Source organism: Teichococcus vastitatis (assembly GCF_003604215.1).
GTDB classification, from domain to species: Bacteria; Pseudomonadota; Alphaproteobacteria; order Acetobacterales; family Acetobacteraceae; genus Pseudoroseomonas; species Pseudoroseomonas vastitatis.
On the sequence record NZ_QXGS01000005.1, the window covers coordinates 92,070 to 108,769 of the forward strand.

General features: G+C 71.1%; 15 protein-coding genes. 13 read left to right on the plus strand and 2 right to left on the minus strand.

The features are described 5' to 3' along the window. Window positions 1-62: 62 nt before the first annotated feature. The 9 genes from pcaDC (at window position 63) to D2K64_RS10030 (ending at window position 10,781) form a co-directional block, all read left to right on the plus strand. Window positions 63-1,220 (plus strand): bifunctional 3-oxoadipate enol-lactonase/4-carboxymuconolactone decarboxylase PcaDC, encoded by a 1,158-nt coding sequence (pcaDC, locus tag D2K64_RS09990; protein ID WP_120008207.1) that lies wholly within the window; start codon window positions 63-65, stop codon window positions 1,218-1,220. Between the two features lie 36 nt (window positions 1,221-1,256). Next, window positions 1,257-2,603, plus strand: a complete 1,347-nt coding sequence (pcaB, locus tag D2K64_RS09995) for a 3-carboxy-cis,cis-muconate cycloisomerase (RefSeq protein ID WP_120008208.1) — start codon at window positions 1,257-1,259, stop codon at window positions 2,601-2,603. A 4-nt stretch (window positions 2,604-2,607) separates the two neighbouring features. Next, window positions 2,608-3,141, plus strand: coding sequence for a hypothetical protein (locus D2K64_RS10000; RefSeq protein ID WP_120008209.1), 534 nt, complete (start codon window positions 2,608-2,610; stop codon window positions 3,139-3,141). Continuing rightward, complete coding sequence (locus D2K64_RS10005) at window positions 3,138-3,650, plus strand: hypothetical protein (RefSeq protein WP_120008210.1); 513 nt, start codon at window positions 3,138-3,140, stop codon at window positions 3,648-3,650. The genes D2K64_RS10000 and D2K64_RS10005 overlap by 4 nt, the downstream gene beginning before the upstream one ends. A 52-nt stretch (window positions 3,651-3,702) precedes the next feature. Further along, window positions 3,703-6,234 (plus strand): ligase-associated DNA damage response DEXH box helicase, encoded by a 2,532-nt coding sequence (locus D2K64_RS10010; RefSeq protein WP_120008211.1) that lies wholly within the window; start codon window positions 3,703-3,705, stop codon window positions 6,232-6,234. 49 nt (window positions 6,235-6,283) lie between these two features. After that, window positions 6,284-7,006, plus strand: coding sequence for a ligase-associated DNA damage response endonuclease PdeM (gene pdeM, locus D2K64_RS10015; RefSeq protein ID WP_120008212.1), 723 nt, complete (start codon window positions 6,284-6,286; stop codon window positions 7,004-7,006). Beyond that, window positions 7,003-8,427: a cryptochrome/photolyase family protein gene (locus D2K64_RS10020; RefSeq protein ID WP_120008213.1), complete on the plus strand. Its 1,425-nt coding sequence runs from the start codon at window positions 7,003-7,005 to the stop codon at window positions 8,425-8,427. The genes pdeM and D2K64_RS10020 overlap by 4 nt, the downstream gene beginning before the upstream one ends. Beyond that, entirely contained in the window at window positions 8,424-9,161 is a 738-nt protein-coding gene (locus tag D2K64_RS10025; RefSeq protein WP_120008214.1) for a metallophosphoesterase, read from the plus strand. The genes D2K64_RS10020 and D2K64_RS10025 overlap by 4 nt, the downstream gene beginning before the upstream one ends. A gap of 408 nt (window positions 9,162-9,569) precedes the next feature. Continuing rightward, entirely contained in the window at window positions 9,570-10,781 is a 1,212-nt protein-coding gene (locus D2K64_RS10030; protein ID WP_120008215.1) for an alpha-hydroxy acid oxidase, read from the plus strand. 159 nt (window positions 10,782-10,940) lie between these two features. Here D2K64_RS10030 and D2K64_RS10035 read toward each other — a convergent pair whose 3' ends face one another. Then, window positions 10,941-11,543 (minus strand): DUF6134 family protein, encoded by a 603-nt coding sequence (locus D2K64_RS10035; RefSeq protein WP_120008216.1) that lies wholly within the window; start codon window positions 11,541-11,543, stop codon window positions 10,941-10,943. Then, window positions 11,543-12,295 (minus strand): SDR family NAD(P)-dependent oxidoreductase, encoded by a 753-nt coding sequence (locus tag D2K64_RS10040; protein WP_120008217.1) that lies wholly within the window; start codon window positions 12,293-12,295, stop codon window positions 11,543-11,545. The genes D2K64_RS10035 and D2K64_RS10040 overlap by 1 nt, the downstream gene beginning before the upstream one ends. Before the next feature lie 119 nt (window positions 12,296-12,414). Between D2K64_RS10040 and D2K64_RS10045 the strand changes: the two genes are divergently transcribed. From D2K64_RS10045 to gltA, 4 genes are all read left to right on the plus strand, one after another. Continuing rightward, window positions 12,415-12,948: a SixA phosphatase family protein gene (locus tag D2K64_RS10045; RefSeq protein WP_120008218.1), complete on the plus strand. Its 534-nt coding sequence runs from the start codon at window positions 12,415-12,417 to the stop codon at window positions 12,946-12,948. Between the two features lie 10 nt (window positions 12,949-12,958). After that, window positions 12,959-14,533: a CYTH and CHAD domain-containing protein gene (locus D2K64_RS10050; RefSeq protein ID WP_157985795.1), complete on the plus strand. Its 1,575-nt coding sequence runs from the start codon at window positions 12,959-12,961 to the stop codon at window positions 14,531-14,533. A 31-nt stretch (window positions 14,534-14,564) separates the two neighbouring features. After that, entirely contained in the window at window positions 14,565-15,134 is a 570-nt protein-coding gene (locus D2K64_RS10055; protein ID WP_120008220.1) for a thermonuclease family protein, read from the plus strand. 162 nt (window positions 15,135-15,296) lie between these two features. Next, complete coding sequence (gene gltA, locus D2K64_RS10060; protein WP_120008221.1) at window positions 15,297-16,604, plus strand: citrate synthase; 1,308 nt, start codon at window positions 15,297-15,299, stop codon at window positions 16,602-16,604. Window positions 16,605-16,700: the final 96 nt, after the last annotated feature.

Below are 16,700 nucleotides of genomic sequence, written 5' to 3' on the forward strand. Positions count from 1 at the left end.
TGAGGCTTCGCGCGGGAGCCGTCCACGGTTCCCGCGCACGGCTTGCTGGGATGGCTGAGGGAATGTTTGTCCAGATCGGGGACCATCTGGTCCATTGCGTCGTCGAGGGTCCGGACAGCGCGCCCCCGGTGCTGCTGCTGCATTCCATCGGAACCACCCAGCATGTCTGGGAGCCGCAGGCGGCGGCGCTGTCCCGCCGCTGGCGCGTGATCCGCCCCGACATGCGGGGCCATGGGCTGACCGGTGTCACACCCGGCGAATACAGCATGCGGGTGCTGGCACAGGATGTTGTGGCGCTGATGGACGCGCTGGAGATCCCGCGTGCCCACGTCGCCGGGCTATCGATCGGCGGCCGCATCGCCCAGCAACTCGCCGTCGATGCGCCGGAACGCGTGGCGTCGCTGATGCTGGTGGACACGGCGATGGAGTTCCCAGATCCCGCCACCTGGCAGAACCGCATCGAGGCAGTGCTGCGAGACGGCACCGGCGTGCTGGCCGATACGGTGATGCCGCGCTGGGTGATGGACCCGGCAACGCCGTCCGCCCGCGGCCTGCGCCACATGCTGCTGCGCACCGATCCCGTGGGCTACGCCGCCGCCGCCGCCGCGCTGCGCGACGCCCGGGCGGAGGAGGTTCGCGGCCGCATGGACGCGCCCTGCACGGTAATCGTGGGCGAGCACGACCCGGCCTCGCCCGTGGCCGCTGCCGAGGCGCTGCGCGAGGCCATTCCCGGCGCCGGGCTGGTGGTGCTGCCCGGCGTCAACCACATCCCGAACTTCGAGGCGGCCGGGGCCCTGTGCGCCGCCATGCTGGCGCATCTGGAAGCGCAGCCGCGGCCCGCCGAGGATTTCCTCGAGGCTGGCTTCGCGGTGCGCCGCGCCGTGCTGGGAGAGGCGCATGTGGCGCGCGCCACGGCCGCCGTCACGGCGCTGGACCAGCCCTTCCAGGACTACATCACCCGCAACGTCTGGGGCCAGATCTGGACCCGGCCGGGCCTGCCGCGCCACACCCGCAGCCTGCTGACCCTGGCGATGATGGCGGCGCTCGGCCGGCACGAGGAGTTCGTGCTGCACGTCCGCGCCACCAAGCAGACCGGCGTGACACCGGAGGAGTTGGCCGAGGTGCTGCTGCAGGTCGCCGCCTATGCCGGCGTGCCGGTGGCCAACCACGCGCTGAAACTCGCCAAACAAACCTTCCACGAGATGGAGGAACCGGCATGAGCGTGCCCACCACCGGCCAGGGGGGGGCCTGACTCCATGTTGTCCGTGAATCCTGCCGACGGCCCCGTGTTGTCCGTGCTCTACGGCACTGATGCGATGCGCAGCATCATCGGCGAGCGCGCCTTTCTGGCCCGCATGCTGGATGTCGAAGCAGCGCTGGCGCGCGCCCAGGCGCGCCTCGGCATCATTCCCGAGGAGGCCGCCGCCGCCATCACCGAGAACGCGGTGCTGGATAAGATCGACCTGCCGGCGCTGGCCCGTGCCACGCAGAACACCGGCTATCCGGTGGTCGGGCTGGTGAGGCAGCTCACCGCGCTGGCCGGCAACGAGGCCGGGCGCTGGACCCATTGGGGCGCCACCACCCAGGACATCATCGACACCGCCATCGTGCTGCAGCTGCGCGAGGCCTTCGCGCTGATCCGCCAGGATCTCCACCGGCTCAGCGCCGCTCTGGCCGCCAAGGCCCAGGAACACCGCGCCTTGGTGATGGCCGGGCGGACCCATCTGCAGCACGCCCTGCCCCTGACCTTCGGCTATAAATGCGCGATCTGGCTGTCGCCGCTGATCACCATGCGCGAGCGGCTGGACCAGATGGAGCCGCGGGTGCTGAAGGTGCAGTTCGGCGGTGCCGCCGGCACCCTGGCCTCACTCGGCGACCAGGGCATTGCCGTGGCCGAGGAACTGGCGCGGGAGCTCGACCTCGCCGCGCCGGACGCGCCCTGGCACGTGGCGCGCGACAGCGTGACGGAAGCAATCTGCTTCCTGGGCCTGCTGACCGGCACGCTGGCGAAATTCGCCACCGATGTGATGCTGCTGATGCAGACCGAGGTGGCCGAGGTGTTCGAGCCGCATGCACCAGGGCGCGGCGGTTCCTCCACCATGCCGCAGAAGCGCAACCCGATCGCCTGCGAATACGTGATCGCCCAGGCGCGCGGCGTGGCGGCGCTGGTGCCCCAGATGCTGAACGCCATGCCGGTGGACCAGGAACGCGGCACCGGGCCGTGGCAGACCGAGCCGCTGGCGGTGCCGCAGGCCTTCACTCTGGCGCATGGCGCGTTGTCCCAGGCCATCACCATCGCCGAGGGGATGACGGTGGATGCCGCGCGCATGCGCCGCAATCTCGACAGCACCGGCGGCCTGATCGTCGCGGAGGCGGTGATGATGGGTCTCGCCCCGCATCTCGGCCGCGGCGGGGCGCATGACTCCGTGCATCACGCCTGCGACATCGCGCTGGCCGAAGGCGTGTCGCTGGCGGAGGCGCTGGGCCGCGACCCCTGCGTCACCGGCGCGCTGGACGCGGCGGCGATCGCTCGGCTGACCGATCCCTCGAACTATCTGGGCAGCGCCGGCGCCTTCATCGACCGGGTCCTGGCGCGGCTCTGACAAGATGACGGCACCCTTCACCTTCCCCGTCCGCAAACCTGCCCTGGCGCTGGCGGCGGCGCTGCTTCTGCCGGGCTGCAACGCCTTTCTCAGCGAAGGCACGGCCGATCTCGCCGGTCTGGCCGGTGCCGGCCTCGCCAGCGCCGTCAGCGACAACGGTGCCGTGGCGGCCGGCATCGGTCTTGGCGTGCAGTCGCTCGCGCGCGCCGGGCTGGACTATACCCAGCGCGAATTGCAGCAGGCGGAGCAGGACAGCATCGCCAACGCCGCCGGCCCGCTGGCGATGGGCACCGTCGCCAGCTGGGCGATCCGCCACACCGTGCCCCTGGCGTATAACCACCAGGGCCGCGTCACCGTGGCGCGCGAGATCGGCGCGCTGGGGCTGACCTGCCGGGAGATCGTGTTCTCCGTGGAGTTGCAGGATGACGAGGCGCTGGACCGCGCCGAGTTCTACACCGCGATCATCTGCCGCAGCGGCGAGCGCTGGAAATGGGCCAGCGCTGAGCCGGCGACGGAACGCTGGGGCTCGCTGCAATGAGGCGCCGGGCGGTGCTGGCGGTCGGGATGCTGCTGCTGGCGGGGTGCGAGAACGCCACCTCAGGCCAGAATGCCGGTGCCGCGGCAGGCGGCGTCGGCGGCATCGCCGTGGGCGGCCTGACCTCCAACCCGGCGGTCGGCTATGCCGTGGGCCTCGGCATCCGCACGGTGGTGGACTACACGCTGTCATCCTGGTTCCGCTCGCTGCGCAGCGAGGAACAGGACGCCATCGCCGCCGAGGCGTCGCGGCTGGCACCGGGGCAGGCACAGGCCTGGAAGGTGGAACACGGCCTGCCCTTCGGCTGGCGCGACACCGGGGGTCGGATGGAGGTGACGCGGGTCATCGAGACGCCGCTCGCCTCCTGCCGCGAGGTGCTGTTTTCGCTGCTGCCGGACGGGCCCGAGGCGCCGCCCGCCGGCGTGTTCGCCGCCACTGCGTGCCGCCAGTCGCGAGGTTGGAAATGGGCCTCGGCCGAACCCGCCGTGGATCGCTGGGGCGCGCTGCAGTAGCCAACGGCCAAGCTTGGCAGGCGACGGCAACCGGGCCATACCGCGGTGGCCGATGGGAACATTGCCGGAACCTTTTTCGGGTTGGTTCGCCGCGCGGGGCTGGGTGCCGCGCGCGCACCAGCTGGCCATGCTGGCGGCGGCCGAGGCCGGCCGCTCCGCCCTGCTGGTGGCACCCACCGGCGGCGGCAAGACGCTGGCCGGCTTCCTGCCCACCCTGGTCGATCTGCACCGGGATCCCCGCCCTGGGCTGCACACGATCTATGTGTCGCCCTTGAAGGCGCTGGCCGTCGACATCGCCCGCAACCTGCTGACGCCGGTTGCCGAGATGGGACTCGGCATCGCGGTGGAGACGCGCACCGGCGACACCCCGGCCAACCGGCGCGCCCGGCAGCGCGCGACACCTCCGCAGATCCTGCTGACCACGCCGGAAAGCCTGGCGCTGCTGCTGTCCTTGCCCGATGCCGCTGCCCTGTTCGCCGGCCTGCGCAGCGTGGTGGTGGATGAGGTGCACGCGCTGGCTGGCAGCAAGCGTGGCGACCAGCTGGCGCTGGGCCTCACGCGGTTGTCCGCCCTGGCGCCGCGCATGCGGCGGGTCGGCCTGTCGGCCACCGTGGCGCATCCGGAGGCCATGGCCGCCTGGGTGGCGCCGGATGCCGATCCGGCCTCGGTGCAGCTGGTTCGCGAAACCGGCGGCACGCCGCCCACGCTGGACGTGATCCTGCCCGCGGGCCGGCTGCCCTGGGGTGGGCATATGGGGCTCGCCTCGATGCCGGAAGTGTACCAGAAGCTGCGCGGCGCGGCCGTCACCATCGTGTTCGTCAATACCCGGGCCCAGGCGGAACTGTGCTTCCAAGCGCTGTGGCGGCTGAACGACGATAACCTGCCGATCGCGCTGCACCACGGCTCGCTGACCATTGAGCAGCGCCGCAAGGTGGAGGCGGCGATGGCCGCCGGCAAGCTGCGCGCCGTGGTGGCCACCGCCTCCCTCGACCTCGGCATCGACTGGGGCGCGGTGGATCAGGTGATCCAGGTGGCGGCGCCCAAGGGCGTGGCGCGCTTGCTGCAGCGCGTCGGCCGCGCCAATCACCGTATGGACGAGGCCTCCTCCGCCTTCCTGGTGCCGGCCAACCGGTTCGAGGTGATCGAGTGCCGCGCCGCCATCCAGGCCGTCGCCGCCGGCGAGGTAGATGGCGAGCCGCCGCGGCCGGGCGGGCTGGACGTGCTGGCGCAGCACATCCTGGCCACCGCCTGCCATGCCCCCTTTCATCCCGACGCCCTCTACGCCGAGGTGACGCGCGCCGCCCCCTACGCCGCCCTGACGCGGCGCGACTTCGACGACACGCTGAGCTTTGTCGAGGATGGCGGCTATGCGCTGTCCGCCTATGAGCGGTTCCGCAAGCTGTTCCGTGACAGCGAGGGGCTGGTGCACCCGCGCAACGGCCATGTGGTGCGCCAGCTGCGGATGAACCTTGGCACCATCGTCGACACGCCGCTGCTGAAGGTGCGGCTGCGCAGCGGTCCGGTGCTGGGCGAGGTGGAGGAATGGTTCGCCTCCACCCTGGAGGCCGGCGACAACTTCATGTTCGCCGGCCGGCTGCTGCGCTACGAGCGGATGGAGCCGATGAGCGTGATCGTCTCGCCCGGCGGCGATGGCGAGCCGCGCGTGCCGGCCTATGGCGGCAGCAAGATGCCGCTCTCCACCTCCCTGGCGCGGCGGGTGCGGGCCATCCTGGCCGATGCGCGGCAATGGCGTGCCCTGCCCGAGCCGGTGCAGGAATGGCTGCGATTGCAGCGCCACGCCTCGGAGCTGCCGTCGCGCGACGGGCTGCTGGTGGAAACCTTTCCACGCGATGGCCGGTGGTTCCTGGTGGCCTATTGCTTCGAGGGACGGCTCGCGCACCAGACGCTGGGGATGCTGCTGACCCGGCGCATGGAGCATCGCGGCCTGGGCCCCATGGGCTTCCTGGCCACCGACTACGTGGTGGCCACCTGGTCGGCTTTTCCGCCGGAGGACATGGCGGACCTGTTCGCCGAGGACCTGCTGGGCGAGGAGCTGGAGGAATGGATGGCCGACAGCTCCATGCTGCGCCGTTCCTTCCGCAACATCGCCACCATCGCCGGCCTGCTCGAGAAGAACCATCCCGGCCAGGAGAAATCCGGGCGGCAGATGAGCATGAGCTCCGACCTGATCTACGACGTGCTGCGCCGCCACCAGCCCGACCACATCCTGTTGCGCGCCACCCGCGCAGAGGCGGCGGCGGGACTGACCGATGTGGGCCGCATCGGCACGCTGCTGGCGCGCATCCGCGGCCGCATCACCCATCGCGCGCTCGACCGCGTTTCCCCGCTGGCGGTGCCGGCGCTGATCGAGGAAGGCCGCGAATGGGTGGCCGGCGGCGTCGAGGACGCCCTTTTGGCGGAGGCGGAGGCGCTGGTCGAGGAAGCCACGGATGGAGCCGAGCATTTCACCGGCTCCCTCGGCCTCGACCCCACGCAGCCGCCGCCCGAACCGCGCTCCCCGCGGGAACGACGGCGCCGTCCGCCGCGTTATGCCTCGCGCCGCCTGCGCCAGGGTGTTTCGTGAAAACAATCCCTTCCCGCCTCGGCCTCTGTCCGGTAACGCAGTTGAAGCAATGATTTCCGCGCCTTTCCACCTGGCTGGCGAACGCCTGGCCCTCGATCCGGCCGGCGTGCTGTTCTGGCCCGCGCAGCGCCTGCTGGCGGTGGCCGACCTGCATCTGGAGAAGGGCAGCCACTTCGCCGGGCGGGGCCAACTGGTGCCGCCCTTCGACACCCGCGACACTCTGGCGCGGCTGGCGCCGCTGCTTCGCCGCTACGCGCCCGAGCGCATCGTGTTCCTGGGCGATTCCTTTCACGATGGCGGCGGCTCGGCGCGCATGCAGTCGGCCGACCGCACGGCGCTGCTGCGCCTGCTGGACGGGCGCGACGTCACCTGGGTGCTGGGAAACCATGACCCGGTGGCCCCCGACGCGCTGCCCGGCACCGCGCTGGCGGAGCTGCGGCTCGGTCCCCTCACCTTCCGGCACGAGGGGGTCCCAGACAACCGGGCCGGCTTCGAGCTGAGTGGCCACTTCCATCCCAAGGCCAGCATGACGACGCGCTGCGGCCCGGTGACGCGGCCTTGCTTCCTGGCCGATGCGCGGCGCCTGCTGTTGCCGGCCTTCGGGTCCTACACGGGCGGGCTGTCCATCACGGCGCCGCCCATCGCCGCCCTGTTTCCACGCGGCGGCCGCGCCTTTCTGCTGGGCCGGGAGCGGCTGTTCTCCTGCGCCGTCGGGCCGATGAAGCACCTGGCGCTGACGCGCGCCCCGGTTGAGGCCACATCCTTGTCATGAGTGACGCCCCGACCCTGCTTTGGCTGCGCCAGGACCTGAGGCTGGCGGACCATCCGGCGCTGTTGGCGGCTGCGGCGGAAGGGCCGCTGTTGCCGGTGTTCGTGCTGGACGGGGCGGCGGCGGGGCGCTGGGCGCCGGGCGGCGCCGCGCGCTGGTGGCTGCACCACAGCCTGGAGGCCCTGGCCGCTGACCTCGCCGGTCGCGGTGCGCCCCTGCTGCTGCTGCGCGGCGACGCCGCACGGCTGGTCCCCGCCCTGGCGTGGGAGACCGGGGCATCCGCGGTGCATGCCACGCTGATGTGCGAGCCCTGGGCGCGCCGCCAGGATGCGGCGGTGGCCGCGGCGCTGGCGGCGGATGGCCGCCGCCTCAGCCTGCATGCGGGCAACCTGCTGCTGCATCCCGATGCGGTGCGCAGTGGCCAGAACAAGCCTTACGGCTTGTACGCACCATTCGCCCGCGCCGTGCGGGCGCAGGTGCCGCCGATGGAGCCAATTCCGGCGCCGCCCCGGCTGCAGGCTGCGGCCTGCCCGCGCGGCGGCGTGGCGCTGGCCGATCTCGGCCTGCTGCCGCCCGCCCGCGAAGGCGATTGGGCCGCCGCCTTTCCGGAGATGCTCACCCCGGGCGAGGCCGGCGCCCGGGAGCGGCTGCACCGGTTCCGCCGCGGGGTGGCCGATTATCGCGCCGGCCGGGACAGCCCAGCCGGCGACGGCACCTCCCGCCTCTCGCCGCATCTGCGATGGGGCGAGTTGTCGCCGCGCCAAGTGTGGCATGCGGCGGCGGAACAGGACGGGCACGAGGCCTTTCTGCGTGAGATCCTGTGGCGCGAATTCAGCCATCACCTGCTGTGGCACCGGCCCGAGCTGCCGGACACCGCGTTGCGCCCCGCCTATGCCCGGTTTCCATACCGCCCGGACGCGATGCGCCTGCGCGCCTGGCAGCGCGGCTTGACCGGCTATCCGATCGTCGATGCCGGGATGCGGCAGCTCTGGCGGCATGGCTGGATGCACAACCGGGTGCGCATGGTGGCGGGATCGCTTCTGGTGAAGCAGCTGCTGCAGCCATGGCAGGAGGGCGCGGCCTGGTTCTGGGATACGCTGGTGGATGCCGACCTCGGCAACAACAGCACCAACTGGCAATGGGTGGCCGGCAGCGGGCTCGATGCCGCACCCTATTTCCGCATCTTCAACCCGGTGCTGCAGGGCCGCAAATTCGATCCCGAGGGGCGCTATGTGCGCCACTTCCTGCCGCAGCTGGCGAGGCTGCCCGATCGCTGGCTGCACGAGCCCTGGGCCGCGCCCGCCGCCGTGCTGCGGCAGGCTGGGCTGCGTCTCGGCCATGATTACCCGCATCCCATCGTCGAGCCGGCGCAAGGCCGGGCGGACGCGCTGGCCGCGCTGGGCGAATTGCGGGCGGCGGCATGAGGGATGCCCCCGCCATTCTCTGGACCCGCCTCAGGCAGGACTTCGCCGGGCTGCGGGTGGTGGGCGATGTGCATGGCGACGCCGCCGCCTTCGCCACCGCCATCGCCGGGGCCGAGGAAAAGCGCCTATTCGTGGTGCAGCTCGGCGACCTGACCGATCGCGGGCCGGACAATCCCGAAACCCTGCGCCTGGCGTTCCGGCTGCGGCAGCAGCGGCGCGGCCTGTTCATCCTGGGCAACCACGACCACAAGCTGCGCCGGGCGCTCACCGGGGCACTGGTGCGGCCGGACCCGGAAGGGCTGGGCATCACCCTGGCACAGCTCGACGCCGCGCCGGACGGGGCGGAGCTGAAGGCTCAGGCGGTAGCCGAGATTTCCGCCGCCCCCGCCTGGCTGCGCCTCGGCTCCTGGATCTTCGTGCATGGCGGCTTCCATCCGCGCATGTTGCGCGAGCCTTCGCCGGCGGATGCCGGTGCGCACAAGCCGGACGGGCTGGTGCCCCGCGCCCTGTTCGGTCAGGTTACCAGCCGCATGCGGGATGACGGCTATCCGCAGCGCCTGCACAACTGGGTGCACCGCATCCCGTCCGGCATCACCGTGTATTGCGGGCACGAGATGCGCAGCCTGAACGGGCGGCCCTTCGTGGCCGTGTCCGCGGCCGGCGGCCGGGCGGTGTTTCTCGACACGGGCGCGGGCAAGGGTGGCCACCTGTCCTGGATCGACCTGCCGATCTGACACCGCGCCCCTGCGCCTGGGCGGCTCCTCCCCGCTTCAACAGGGCGCGAGCGGGAGGCGGAGGATGAACCCGCTCGTCAAGCGCCTCCTCGGGAAACGCTCCGCCGCAGGCGCCGTGGCCCGACCTTCGGCCCGCCAGGCCGGTGTGGCACGCGGCGGGATCCGACCGCGCTCCTGGCGTCGCGCCCGGACCCATTCCGGGCCACGGCGCCGCGAAGACCACAGCCGGGCTGAGCAGGCGGCTCCGGCGCCCGAGGGTGAACCGCGTGCCGCCGGGCCGGTCCGGAGCGGCACGGAGGCGCGCGACTCCGGCCGCGAGGGCATGGCGGCAGGGCGTCCCGCGCGTTACTTTCATAGCAGATCGCGTCCGAGCGTGAACCGGGCGCCACCGCGGAGGAGAGCAGCGCCATGCCACCGGTCACCAATATCGAGGATCTGCGCCTTCGCGCCCGCCGCCGCATTCCGCGCGCCATCTTCGACTATGCCGATCGCGGCTCCTATGACGAGGCGACCTACCGCGCCAACCGGGATGACCTCGCGGCGCTGAAGCTCCGGCAACGGGTGATGATCGACGTGTCGGGACGCTCCACCGCCTCCACCATGCTGGGCGAGCCGGTGAGCATGCCGGTGGCGATCGCGCCCACCGGCCTGACCGGCCTGTTCCACGCCGATGGGGAGATCCATGGCTGCCGCGCGGCGCATGCGTTCGGCATCCCCTTCACCCTGTCCACCATGTCGATCTGCTCGATCGAGGACGTGGCAGAGGCGGTGGACAAGCCGTTCTGGTTCCAGCTCTACGTGATGCGCGACCGTGGCTTCTCGCGCTCCCTGGTGGAGCGGGCGATCGCGGCCAGATGCTCTGCGCTGGTGCTGACGCTGGACCTGCAGATCCAGGGCCAGCGGCACAACGACATCAAGAACGGCCTCGCCGTGCCGCCGAAGCTGACGGCGAGAAACCTCCTCGACATCGCCACCAAGCCGCGCTGGGCGCTGGAAGTTTTGCGTGGCAAGCGCAAGACCTTCGGCAACCTGACCGATGCTCCGGGCGCCAAGGAAGGGCTCAACACCCTGTCGCACTGGATCGCCGGGCAGTTCGACCCGTCCCTGTCCTGGAAGGATGTGGAGTGGATCCGCTCCATCTGGCCCGGCAAGCTGATCCTGAAGGGCGTGCTGGACACCGAGGATGCGCGCATCGCCTCCGGCCTCGGCGCCTCGGCGCTGGTGGTGTCGAACCATGGCGGGCGGCAGCTGGATGGTGCGCCGTCCTCGATCTCGGTGCTGCCGGCCATCGCCGATGCGGTGGGCGACCAGATCGAGGTGCTGTTCGACGGCGGGGTGCGCTCGGGCCAGGATGTGGTGAAGGCGCTGTCGCTCGGCGCCAAGGGCTGCATGATCGGCAAGGCCTGGCTGTACGGGCTGGCGGCCGGCGGCGGCCCCGGCGTTACCAACGCGCTGGAGATCATCCGCAAGGAGATGGACGTCACCATGGCGCTGACCGGCACCAAGAGCATCTCCGAGCTGTCGCCCGACATCATCCACGGGGCCCGCCCCGGCGAGGAGGTGGCGCGCCCGCCCGAGACGATGCGGCAGACCTTGAGCGAGCGGAGCATGGCGCTGTGATATTGCGCCGCGCCCGTCCCTGACCCGGCAGCGGGACCGGCTTGCCACTCGGCGGGAACCGGGCCGTCGCCTGCGGCGACGCTCCCGCTTCAGCCCGGCGCGGAACAGCGGCCCGGCCCCGGACCGGCGGGCGGTGTCATCCCTCGTGGAAGCGGCCGCTCATGCCGGCTCGTAACGGATCTCCGAACCGTCATCCCCGCGCATGGTGAAGCCGATCCATGTGCCGGACGCATTGTACAGCGCCACCATGCCGCGCGGCTTCCATTGCCAGCGGGTGGTGGCGCCGTTTCGGTCGCGCAGTGCCGGATCGCTCAGCTTCTCGCCGGTTGCCGTGTCAAACAGCGGCCGCGCCAGATGGCTCGGTTCCCACCATGTCAGCGGCGCCATTCCGGCCGGCAGGGCCACCGGGCCGGCCGGACCGGTGCCCCGAAGCCCGTCGGCGGTGGCGGCCAGCTGCAGCCGGCCTTCCTGGCCGTCCCTCAGGGTGCGGGACGCGAAGCCGACCAGCCGGTCATTCTGCCATCGCTCGGCATATTCATGGTGCATCCGGAACACGGTGAAGGACAGCAGCTTCACCTCCAGCGCCACCACGTTGCGCACCGAACCATCCGCCTCGGCCCGCACCGTGTGGCTGCCGATGCTGCGGCCTTCCCGCACCACGCGAAAGCGGTAGCCTTCCGGAGGCAGCGCCCGCGCGGGGGCGGCGGACAGCAGCGCGAAGGGCAGGCCGGCGGCACCGGCGAGCCAGCTGCGCCGGCGCATCAGCCCTTCACCCGCAGCGCGCCACGGCCGCCATCCACCGCCATCACCTGCCCGCTGATCCAGCTCGCTTCGCGCGACAACAGGAAGCCGGCCAGCGCAGCGGCATCCTCCGCCTCTCCCAGCCGTGGCAGCGGGTGCAGCTTGGCAATGGCCTCGGCCACGGCAGCGTTGCCGGTGATGCCGCTTGCCATCCTGCTGCGCATCAGGCTCGGCGCCACGGCATTGACGCGGACGGCCGGGGCCAGCTCGGCGCCCAGCGCCACCACCAGCCCCTCGACCGCCGCCTTGGCGGCCGAGATCGCCGCGTGGCCCTGGAAACCTGAACGCGCTGCCACGGAAGAGAACAGCACCACACTGGCTCCGCCGGCTTCGCGCCCCGCCTCCCCGCCCCCATACGCCATCAGCGCCTTCTGCGCTGCCTGCACCGCCAGTGCGGCACCCACGGCATTCAGGCGAAAGGCATCCAGGAAATCCGCCTCGGTCAGGCGCGCCAGCGGCTTCAGCGGGATCGATCCGACGCAATAGGCCAGCCCGGCCAGTTCCGGGCCGGCCTCGGCCATCGCGGAAGCCAGCGCGGCAGGTTGCAGCACATCGGCCTGGGCCATCGGGGCATCCAGCTCGGCTGCCAGGGGCCGCAGTCGCTCCATGTCGCGGCCGATCAGGAACGGTTCGTCACCGGCTTGGCGCAGGCGTCTGGCCAGGGCCGCGCCCACCGCTCCGGTCGCTCCCAGCACCGCAACACGTCTTGCCATGGTCAAGTCTCCCACATCGCGTCGCAGAGATGGGCGTGGCGAGCGGAAGCGGAAGATGGCGGCCACGTCATCGCTCCCCCCCCCGCGACAGGCCGCCCCCGGCATGCCACACTGCGACCATGCGGCAATTGCTCCTGCTGCGGCACGCCAAATCGTCATGGGACGATCCCAGCCTGCCCGACCACGCCCGCCCGCTGAACGCGCGCGGCAAACGCGCGGCCATCGCCATGGCCGGGGTGATGCACGGTCTCGGCCTAGCGCCGGACGTTGTGCTGGTGTCCTCCGCGCGCCGCACGCTCCAGACACTGGAAGCCCTGGCCCCATTGCCGGACAGCCCGATGGTGGAGCCGATGGACGACCTCTACCTGGCTCCCTGGCAGCGCCTGCTGGACACGCTGCGGGAAGCGCCGGAAACCGCCCGCTCGCTGCTGGTGATCGCCCATAACCCCGGGCTGCATGACCTGGCGCTGGCCCTGGCCGGTCCCGCCGGCATGGCCGGCAACGCCCCGGGCACGCAGCGCCTGGCCGATGGCTATCCCACGGGTGCCCTGGCCGAATTCGCCATCGCGACGTCGTGGCGGCGGCTGGAGCCCGGCAATGGCCGTCTGGTCCGCTTCGTCGCGCCGAATGATCTTCCCGAAATGGCCAGTTGAGCAGTTCGACATGCAGGCTCCGCGCCATGGCGCTCGTTTTGACGCCGATGCCCTGACGCTGGAGCTGGAGCTGCCGGTGGCCGGCGCCGCGCTGCTTTGGCGCCATGCCGCGCTGGCGGGGCGCCCGCGCCCGCGACCGGTGACGGAACGCTGGGTGTGGCTGGACACGCCGGACCGTCGGCTCTGCGATCGCAACCTGGCGCTGCGCGACGCACCGCGCGGCCCGCGCCGGCTCTGCCCGCTGATGCCGCCGGAGGGCTTCCGGCTGCCCGGCACCCTGGCCGGCCCGGAGGTGGCGTTGCCTGCCGGGGGAGAGCCGGATGGCCTGGACGACGCGGCGCTGGAAACACTGGCACGGTGGTCGGGCCGCCTCCAATCGTCCGGCGCAGAGGCCGACGGCGTCTCGATGCAGTTGCGGATCGGGCGCATCGAGGCCGGCGCCAGCGGCCTGGAATTGGCGCGACTGACGCTGTGGGGGCCGGCATCGGCGGTGCTGGCGCTGGGCACCGCCCTGGCCGAAACATTGCCGCTGCTGCCGGCGGTTGCCAGCCTCGATGAAACGGCCCGGGCCCTGGCCCTGGGCGAGCCGCCTCGCATGATCCGGCGCGGCGCACCCGACTTGGGCAGTGCGGCGACACCGGACGAGGCCTTGTCGCTGGCGATCTCCCACCTGGCCGAAGTGTTGCTGGCCCATGCGCCGATGGCGCGCATCGATGCCGGTCCGACAGGCGTTCACCAGCTGCGCGTCGCCGCGCGCCGCCTGCGCTCCTGCCTGAAGCTGTTCCGCAGGACGCATAGCGGTGCCGAGTTGGAGGCGTTGGAGAACGGCGTGCGGGAGGTGGCGCGCGGCCTCACCGACGCGCGGGAATGGGATGTCTTCCTGGACGGCCTGGCCGCGGAATTGTCCGCGGTTCTGGGCAGCGAGCCGCGCTGGAACCGGCTCGTCCGGGCGGCGCAGCAGCGCCGGCAGGCGGCCTACGAATCGGTGGGCCGGATGCTGGCGGGTACCGAGTTCCGTGGCCTGGTCTGGTGCGCCATGAAGCTGGCGGCGCTGCGCGGCTGGGACGCGGCACCCACGGCGCGCGAGGCACCCCTGCGTCCCTGGGCCGCCGCATTGCTGGCGAAGCGGGGACGGCGGCTCAAGAAGGATGCGCGCCACATCGAGGTCGCTTCCGACACCGCCCTGCACGATCTGCGGCTGGAAGCCAAAAAGCTGCGCTACGCGGCCGAGCTGTTCGCGCCGCTGTGGCCCGGCCGCACGGCCCGGCGCTACCTCAGGCGCCTTTCGGCGCTGCAGGAAGCCCTCGGCCTGTCGAACGACGCGGTGGTGGCGCGTCAGCGCGTCGCAGCCTTGTCCAGCGGCCGCAGAGCGGAGGCGGACGCCAGCGCGGCTTCAACCGCCACCGCGTCCGCCTGGGCGATCGGACTGGCGGAGGGCTGGGCTCTCGCCGCCGGCCGGGATATGCGGCCCGAAGCTCTGAAGGCTTGGCGGCGCTTTGCCAGATCCACGTCATTCTGGCGCGACGACCTGCCGCCCAAGCGCTCGGAAACAAAACCTCCGGTGCTAGAACCCGAACAGGCTTGAACCCTGACCTCTCCTCGGTAACGCTGGCGACGTGGCTCATCGTCGTCGGATCTTTCGTGCATCCCGCCTGACCCGCCGTCCGAAACGGCGCTGGAGCAGGGCAGCCCTGGGTGCCGCGGGTGCCCTCGTGGTGCTGGCGCTGGGCGGGATCGGTTTGCCCGCCGCGCTTTTCGGCTCGGCCCCGCGCGACCAGGAATGGAGCGCAGCCGCCGCCGCGGTCCGGGTGGTGGATGGCGATACGCTGCGGCTCGGCGAGCGCACCGTGCGCTTGGCCGGGCTGCGCTCGCCGGAGCGGGGGCAGACCTGCAGCACGGCCGGCGGCGCCGGCTTTGATTGCGGCGCCGCGGCGGCGGAAGCATTGTCCCGCCTGCTGCATGGTCGTGACCTGAGCTGCCAGATCGTCGGGCGTGATCATTTCGGGCGCGCCCTGGCCGAATGCCGCGCCGGTGAGCTGGATGCCAACAGGAGCCTCGTGGACGCCGGCTGGGCGCTGGCGGAGGCTCCGTCCCTGGAAATGACGGAAGCAGCGGCCCGCAACGCAGGGCGCGGCCTGTGGTCTCATCCGCGCGGTGCGCCGCCGAGCTGGCAAACGCGCCGCTGAACGGCCCGGATCCCACCCGTCGCATGCCGGACCCGCGGCGCGCGGCGGCACCCCGCGGCACGGCCCCGGATGGACAATCCGGGGAAGCGGCCCCTAATCTTGCGCTGCATCATTGACGGCGCCCGGTCTTTGCGGCGCCGCCCTGTTCAAGAGGAAGACGCCATGAGCAGCACGGCCAAAGGGTCCGTCACCATTCAGCTCGACGGCAGCAACAAATCCACCACCGTGCCCCTGATCGGCGGCACCATCGGTCCGGATGTGTTCGATATCCGAAAGGTTTACAGCGAATTGGGGGTCTTCACCTTCGATCCGGGCTATGGCGGCACCGCCGCCTGCGAGAGTGCCATCACCTACATCGATGGCGATGAGGGCGTGCTGCTCTACCGTGGGTACCCGATCGAGCAGCTGGCCGAGAAGTCGAACTTCCTTGAGGTCTCCTACCTGCTGCTGAACGGCGAATTGCCGACGGCGCAGCAGCTGAAGGAGTTCGAGCGCGGCGTCACCCTGCACACCATGGTGCATGAGCAGCTGAAAACGTTTTTCAGTGGCTTCCGCCGCGATGCCCACCCGATGGCCATCCTGTGCGGCGTGGTGGGGGCGCTGTCAGCCTTCTATCATGACAGCCTCGACATCACCGATCCGGCGCAGCGTGAGATCAGCGCCTTCCGCCTGATCGCCAAGGTGCCGACCATCGCCGCCTGGGCCTACAAGTACTCGATCGGCCAGCCCTTCATGTACCCGCGGAACGACCTCACCTACGCGGAGAACTTCCTGTACATGATGACGGCGGTGCCGGCCGAGGAATGGAAGCCGAACCCGATCCTTAGCCGCGCCATGGACCGCATCCTGGTGCTGCACGCCGATCACGAGCAGAACGCCTCCACCTCCACGGTGCGGCTGGCCGGCTCCACCGGCGCCAATCCCTTTGCCTGCGTCGCGGCCGGCATTGCCGCGCTGTGGGGTCCCGCGCATGGCGGCGCCAACGAGGCGGTGTTGAAGATGCTGGCCGAGATCGGCCACGTCGACAACATCCCGACCTTCATCGAGAAGGTGAAGGACAAAAATTCCGGTGTGAAGCTCATGGGCTTCGGGCACCGCGTGTACAAGAATTTCGACCCGCGCGCGAAGATCATGCAGGCCACCTGCCATGAAGTTCTGGCGGAACTCGGCATCAAGGACGAGCCCTTGCTCGACCTCGCCGTGGCGCTGGAGAAGATCGCGCTGGAGGATGACTACTTCGTCTCCCGCAAGCTGTACCCGAACGTCGATTTCTATTCAGGCATCATCCTGAAGGCGATGGGCATCCCCACCCACATGTTCACGGTGCTGTTCGCCGTGGCGCGTACGGTGGGCTGGGTGAGCCAGTGGAAGGAAATGATCGAGGAGCCGGGCCAGCGGATCGGTCGTCCGAGGCAGGTCTACACCGGTGCCGCCCAGCGCGACGTGTCGCCGATCGACAGCCGCGGCTGACGCCAGGAGCAGCGTCGGAAGGGCCACATCGGCCTGACATGATCCGGAAGGCCCGCCAGGCAATGCCTGGCGGGCTTTTTGTTTCACGCGCAGCTG